At 43.6% G+C, this 6,429-nt stretch carries 3 protein-coding genes; 2 read left to right on the forward strand and 1 reads right to left on the reverse strand.

The annotated features are described in order from the left end of the window. Positions 1–89: 89 nt before the first annotated feature. Entirely contained in the window at positions 90–1,184 is a 1,095-nt protein-coding gene (locus L1278_RS19100; RefSeq protein ID WP_253406619.1) for a PorV/PorQ family protein, read from the forward strand. A gap of 80 nt (positions 1,185–1,264) precedes the next feature. On the opposite strand, the gene L1278_RS19105 is transcribed toward L1278_RS19100, so the two are convergent. Then, a complete protein-coding gene (locus L1278_RS19105; protein ID WP_253406620.1) occupies positions 1,265–1,579 on the reverse strand; it encodes a hypothetical protein in 315 nt (104 codons plus the stop codon). A 78-nt stretch (positions 1,580–1,657) separates the two neighbouring features. On the opposite strand from L1278_RS19105, the gene L1278_RS19110 reads away from it, so the two are divergent. Beyond that, positions 1,658–6,274: a C25 family cysteine peptidase gene (locus L1278_RS19110; RefSeq protein ID WP_253406621.1), complete on the forward strand. Its 4,617-nt coding sequence runs from the start codon at positions 1,658–1,660 to the stop codon at positions 6,272–6,274. Positions 6,275–6,429 lie beyond the last annotated feature (155 nt).

The raw sequence follows: 6,429 nt of genomic DNA on the forward strand, positions 1-6,429 counted from the left end.
ACATACCTGAGGAGCGGTAAATTTTTTTTTTTACAGCTGAGCGAATAAATTCTTTTTAAGACCACTGAAGTGACAGTATACCTGTGCCTATGAACAGATTTACCCTTTCTGTATTTATTGTCGTGTTGTGTTTTGTGGGTGGGGCCGTGTGTGCGCAGGTGTCCACGCCGAAGTACAGCAACGAGTTTTTGAACATTGGCGTAGGAGCCAGGGCGCTAGGTATGGGCAATGTGCAGGTCGCTTTTGCAGACGATGCCACGGCTGGCTTCTGGAACCCGGCCGGTCTTGTGCAGCTCCCAAACAGGTATAACATCTCCCTGATGCACTCCGAGCTATTCGCAGGTATAGCCAAAAACGACTTCGGAAGCTTTGCCATGCCTATAGACTCCAGTAGCGCGCTGGCCGTTTCGGTGATCCGCCTCGGCGTCGATGATATTGTGGACACCCGCCGTCTGCAGAACGAGTATGGCTACATTCAGTACGACAGCATCCGTTTCTTCTCTGTAGCCGATTATGCTGTGCTACTTTCCTATGCCCGCAAGAGCAATTTGATTGAAGGCCTAACACTGGGTGTGAATGCCAAGATTATCTACCGCAACGTAGGCGAGTTTGCCAATGCCTGGGGTTTTGGTTTTGATGCAGGTGCCCAGTTGCGTCACGGTACCTGGCAGTTTGGCGTGATGGCCAAAGACGTAACAACCACCTTCACCGCGTGGACCCACAACGTAGAAGCACTGGAGGCAACCTATCAGCAAACCGGCAACGACCTGCCCGAAAGTACAGCCGAACTCACGCTTCCTCGTCTGGTGCTCGGATCCGCCAAGAACTTCACTTTCTCTGACAAGATCACAGGTATACTGGCTACTGATGTTGATTTTACTTTCGACGGCCGACGCAATGTGCTCCTCAAATCCGACTTTGCCTCCGTGGACCCACATGTGGGGATGGAGCTAGCCTATGCCCAGACCGTGTTTGTACGCGGCGGCCTGAATAACTACCAGCAGTTCCGGAATTTTGACGGGGGCATGTCTTCTAAAGTGCAGCCCAACTTTGGGGTAGGCTTCCAGAACAATGGATTGAACATCGATTTAGCGATGTCACGCATCAATGGCAGCGATGGTAATACGGCCAATGCTGCGGGTCTTTATTCCATTATCATTTCGCTAGGTTATTCTTTCAATTAAAGACATACGGTTTCAAGTTTTTTCAGCCGATGAAAATAAACAGAATCTTCCAACAGTTTTTACTCGTTAGCGTGCTGACATTAGGTCTGCAGGCAACTGCCCAAGCCCAGTCGCCCACGCCCTACGGCAACGAGTGGATTGACTACAACAAAACCTACTACAAACTCAAAGTAGTTAACACCGGCCTCCACCGCCTCAGCTACGGCTTCCTGGACAGCCTTGGGCTGGCCGGCACCAATCCGCAACATTTCCAGCTTTTCAGAAGAGGCAAAGAAGTCGCCATCCACGTAGCTGGCGAAACTGATGGCAGATTGGAAAGAGAAGACTTTATTGAGTTCTATGGTGAGCGAAACGATGGTAGGTTGGACCAGGACTTGTATAAGAATCCGGCGCATCAGCCGCATCAGTTGTATAGCCTCTATACTGATACAGCTGCTTACTTTTTGACGGTAAATCCTGCTGGGGGTAAGCGGATGCAGCAGGTGAATCCTTCGCCGGCGGGGAAGACACCGGAGCTGTATGTACTAAGGAAGGTGACGCAGATTTTTGTGGATCTCTATTATAGTGGTATGACCTATAATAGTTCGGTAAATAGGAATGATGTAAAAGCTCAACACTCCTGGATGGATGCTGGTGAAGGATTTACTTCTACATCTAGTGCTGAAAAGAAAAGCTATGATTTCACTGCTGTAACAAATGTTGTAAATACTGGTCCTAAACCGAGGATTGAGCTAAACCTTATTGGTCCCAACGCTACTACTCAGACAGGTATTATTAATGTAGAACCTGCTTCAGGAATAGCGAGACAAATAACGTCTTTTATGTTTAGAGCATATGATTTTCAGCATGTGCAAGGGCAAATTGAGTTTTCGGATATTTCAACCAATGGTAAGGTAACGATACAAATCATCCCGAATGCTGTTCAAGGTAGCAATGTCAGTGTGTCGAACATGCGTATTACGTACCCTCATCGAGTGACTTTATTAGGTAATACATTGCTGTTTAATACAGATTCAACTCGTGCAGTAAATCCATATTATGAAATAGAAAATACCACAGCCAATTCCATTGCATACGACGTTACAGACCCTTATAATCCAAAGCGTATTGAAGGTGCTCTGAGTGGTAACAGAAAGGGGTTTGTGATACAGACTGGTCCTGGATCATCTCATAAAGTACTAGTAGCAAATACAAGTAGTACGTTTAAGCCAGCCAGTAAAACTGCTTCCATCCGCTTTAGGCAGATTACCCCAAATGATCATAACTATATTATGATTACAAATAAACGCTTAATGAAAACTGTTGCTGGTATCCAAAAACCAGCTCCACTTGAGTATGCAGCTTACAGAGCCTCAGCGCCGGGCGGTGGATACGATACGCTTCTTGTGCAAATGGATCAGGTAGTAGACCAATTTCATTATGGAGAATTTTCTTCCAATGCTATACGAAAGTTTATGCTTTATATGCTTACTTCTGCGCGCCCTAAACAACTATTTCTAATAGGTAAGGGTATGAAGTATGCTGATCCTGATTACAGGTCCTTAAGGGATAGTCACTGGACAGGTGCTCATAATAGGTATAGCTTTTATCATGTCAATGCGAGACACCCTAAAGTACATGAAATGGATTTGGTACCAACAGGTATGGTACCCGCTTCAGATGTTTTTTTCTCTTTTGACTTTAGGAATAATCGCTTTGAGCCACGAATACCGACAGGTCGATTACCCGCCACAACCCCTGAAAATATAATAGCTTATTTGAATAAGGTAAAAGAGCATGAAAGTCTACCAGATGGGTTAGAATGGCGTAAAAATATTTTCCATTTAGGAGGAGGGCATGCGGGGCCAGATCAAGCCGATAGGTACAGAGGCTTTTTGAATGAGTATAAAAGGAAAGCTGAAGGAATACACCTTGGGGCAAATGTCAATTCATATTTCGTTAACTTCCAGCCAGGTAATTTTCTTAATGTTTCCTCCGAGGTTAATGCAGGGCTTTCATTATTGACTTTTTTTGGTCATAGCTCTCCTGTAGTCACAGATCTTGAGATTGGTCTTGTATCCACTAACGTAAATGGTTACAGGAACAAGGGTAAATATCCGGTGATTTTGATGAATGGGTGCTATAGTGGTGATGCCTACTTTCATAATAAAAACTCTTTTGGTGAAGACTGGCTGGTTACTCCAGACCGTGGAGCCATTGCCTTTATGGCACAATCATTTATAGGAGGTGATACACCATTAAATTCATTTTCAGACAAATTCTATGAAGTTGCTTTCAATGATGATGAATTTTATGGTAGTACAATTGGTGATATCCACAAGGAAACTATCAGAAATGCGCAGGTTAGTACTAATGATGTTAATATTGCTACGATGACCCAAATGGTGTTGCAGGGAGATCCAGCAGTCAGAATGTATTCACCTGGTAAACCTGATTATACGTTTGAAAACAATCAGGTTTCAATAAAAGACGCTCGTGGTGATATTGCTATAGCAGTGTCAAGTGGCTTTACCATTGCAATAAATGCGATGAACTTAGGCAAGGCTATTACTGACTCTGTACAGATAGGCATTAAACGTATACTACCAAATGGTTCTGAATTGGCTACAGTAACAAATAAAGTGAAGCCTGTACATTATAAAGAGCAATTAATGCTTCATATTCCAAATGTCGATATTTCTGCCGCAGGTATGAATAGGTTTGAAGTATACTTAGATTATGAGAATGGGGTTGATGAGCTAAATGAAAATAACAATATTCTGGAAGTTCAGCACTTCCTTCCAAGTTCAGGTTTATCCGTCCTGTCTCCTATCGAATTTGCAATTGTAACTGAAAAATCAGTAAATCTGATGGTACAGTCTACTCAATTACGTGCTGAACCCAAAGGTGTTTACTTTGAACTCGATACTACAGATACTTTCTCATCTTCGCTCAAGCAAAGTTTCCAAGCCCAAGCTGGTGTGTTACCAGCTTGGGAAGTAATACTCCCAACACAACTTGTTGATAGCACCGTGTTCTACTGGAGGGCAAGATTTGATAGTTTTGCAAAGGAAGAAGATACTATTTGGGTAGAAAGTTCTTTTAGATATATCGATGCCAGTACAGGTGGTTGGTCACAAAGCCATCCAGGACAATTTGCTAAATCTGAATTTGATAAAACATCAATTAGCAATGCGGCAGGCTGGAACTTTACACCTTTACTCAGCAATATAGAAATTAGAACCGTAGGGGGCGGTAAAAGGTTTAAGACACCAGACTATGGAATATTTATTAACAGCGTTACACGGGTAGATAATGCGTGTGGTGGATTTATGTCATCAGATGCTCCACTTATGTATTTTCTGGTTATTAATAATACGACCTTAGAAGTAGTGTCTGTACCAGGATTTACACCTTGTAGATTTATGGGGGGGCTTTACCAATTTGGTAATCTGAATAATGTATCAGCGCGAACAACAGTCCAACGATTCTTAGAGACTATACCTGAAGACTATCATGTAATAGCGATGAGTGTAAACAAGGTGCCATTTGGAGAGTTCTCTCCTGAATTAAAGGCTGCATTTAATAAATTAGGATCTAAATTAATTAACGAAATAAAGACAGGGTACCCTTTTGCTATGATAGGACAGCAGGGGGGGGCAATAGGAAGTGCGCAAGAATTAACAGCGGGCTCACCTAATCCTCTAGAACAAGATATTAAATTGATCCATCAAGTAAGTTCGTATAATACTCAAGGCTCTATTACCTCCAGTATCATTGGGCCTGCACTAACTTGGAGCAGCTTGCATTATAATATTGAACGCTATAAAGCGGGTAACGACAGCTACAAGCTGAAGTTGTTTGGTATTGGAGCAGATGGCAATCGCGAGTTGTTAAATGATGCAATAACGACTAAAACTTTTAACTTAAGTCAGGTAGATGCCATAAAATACCCGCATTTGCAACTGCAAGCTGAGTTATCTGATACGGAAGACCGAACGGCACCACAACTAAAACAGTGGATGGTTTATTACCAGGCGGCACCGGAAGGGGTGATAAGGCCGGACTTGGTAGAAGTTAATGATGAAATAATAACACAGCAAGCGAGTAGGGGTCGGATTGAGATGCCGATGGCGTTTCAGAATGTGACGCCGTATGCTTTCCGGGACTCAATTACGGTGGAAGTAACCCTGACTGGAGAAGGTATAGAACCACGAGTGTCGCGGTTCAAAATTGAAGCCCTGCAGGGCAATAAGACAGCTACGTTCAACCATGCTATACCCACGCTTGACTTGGATGGTAGTTACAAGTTGTCGTTGTACGTGAACCCACAGCTGCAGCCGGAGCAACAGTACCAGAATAACATTTACGAAGTGAACTTTGCCGTAAAATCGAAACTACATCCTATTATGGATGTGGCTTTCGACGGGGTGCATATTATGGACGGAGAACTGGTGGCACCTAGTCCGCTTATCAGTATTACCATGAAGGATGAAAACAAGCATGTATACCTGGAGAATGCTGATGCGATGCATGTGACGCTTGTTGATGAAATGAACAACCAAAAGGACGTCACAATAGGTAACAATCCGGGTGAAGTTCAGGTTTTCCCTGCAGATGAAAAGAATGATTTTCGTTTTGAGTATAAACCTAAGCGGTTAGAAAATGGCAGGTACAAACTGGTTGTCCGAGGAAATGATGCAACTGGTAAAGCCTCTGGGCTTTCTGCCTACGAAATTAACTTCATGGTAGACAACGAGTCAAAAATCACAAACTTCTACCCGTATCCGAACCCATTCTCTACCAAGACACAGTTTATTTTTACCCTAACCGGCGGTGTAATTCCAAATGATTTTAAAATTCAGATTATGACCGTAACAGGTAAAATTGTGAAGGAGATCTTGCGGGAGGAAATCGGGCCGATCCGTATTGGTAACAACAAAACGGAGTATGCCTGGGACGGCACTGACATGTATGGCGACAAGCTAGCCAATGGCGTGTACCTGTACCGTGTGGTGATGCCGAAAGATACTGAGGAGATGAAGCACATCTGGAAGAAAGGAGATAAGGGCTTCGTGAATGGTTATGGCAAGGTTTATATCCTGCGGTAAGCTCTAAGCCAAAGAGTCATCCATATAAAATAAAAAGGAGCGCCGTCAGGCGCTCCTTTTTTGCGGCTATACCTTGCGGCTATACCTTGCGGCTATACCTTGCGGCTATACCTTGCGGCTATACCTTGCGGCTATACCTTGCGGCTATACCTTGC

It is taken from the genome of Pontibacter sp. HSC-36F09 (assembly GCF_024171605.1).
Classification (GTDB): domain Bacteria; phylum Bacteroidota; class Bacteroidia; order Cytophagales; family Hymenobacteraceae; genus Pontibacter.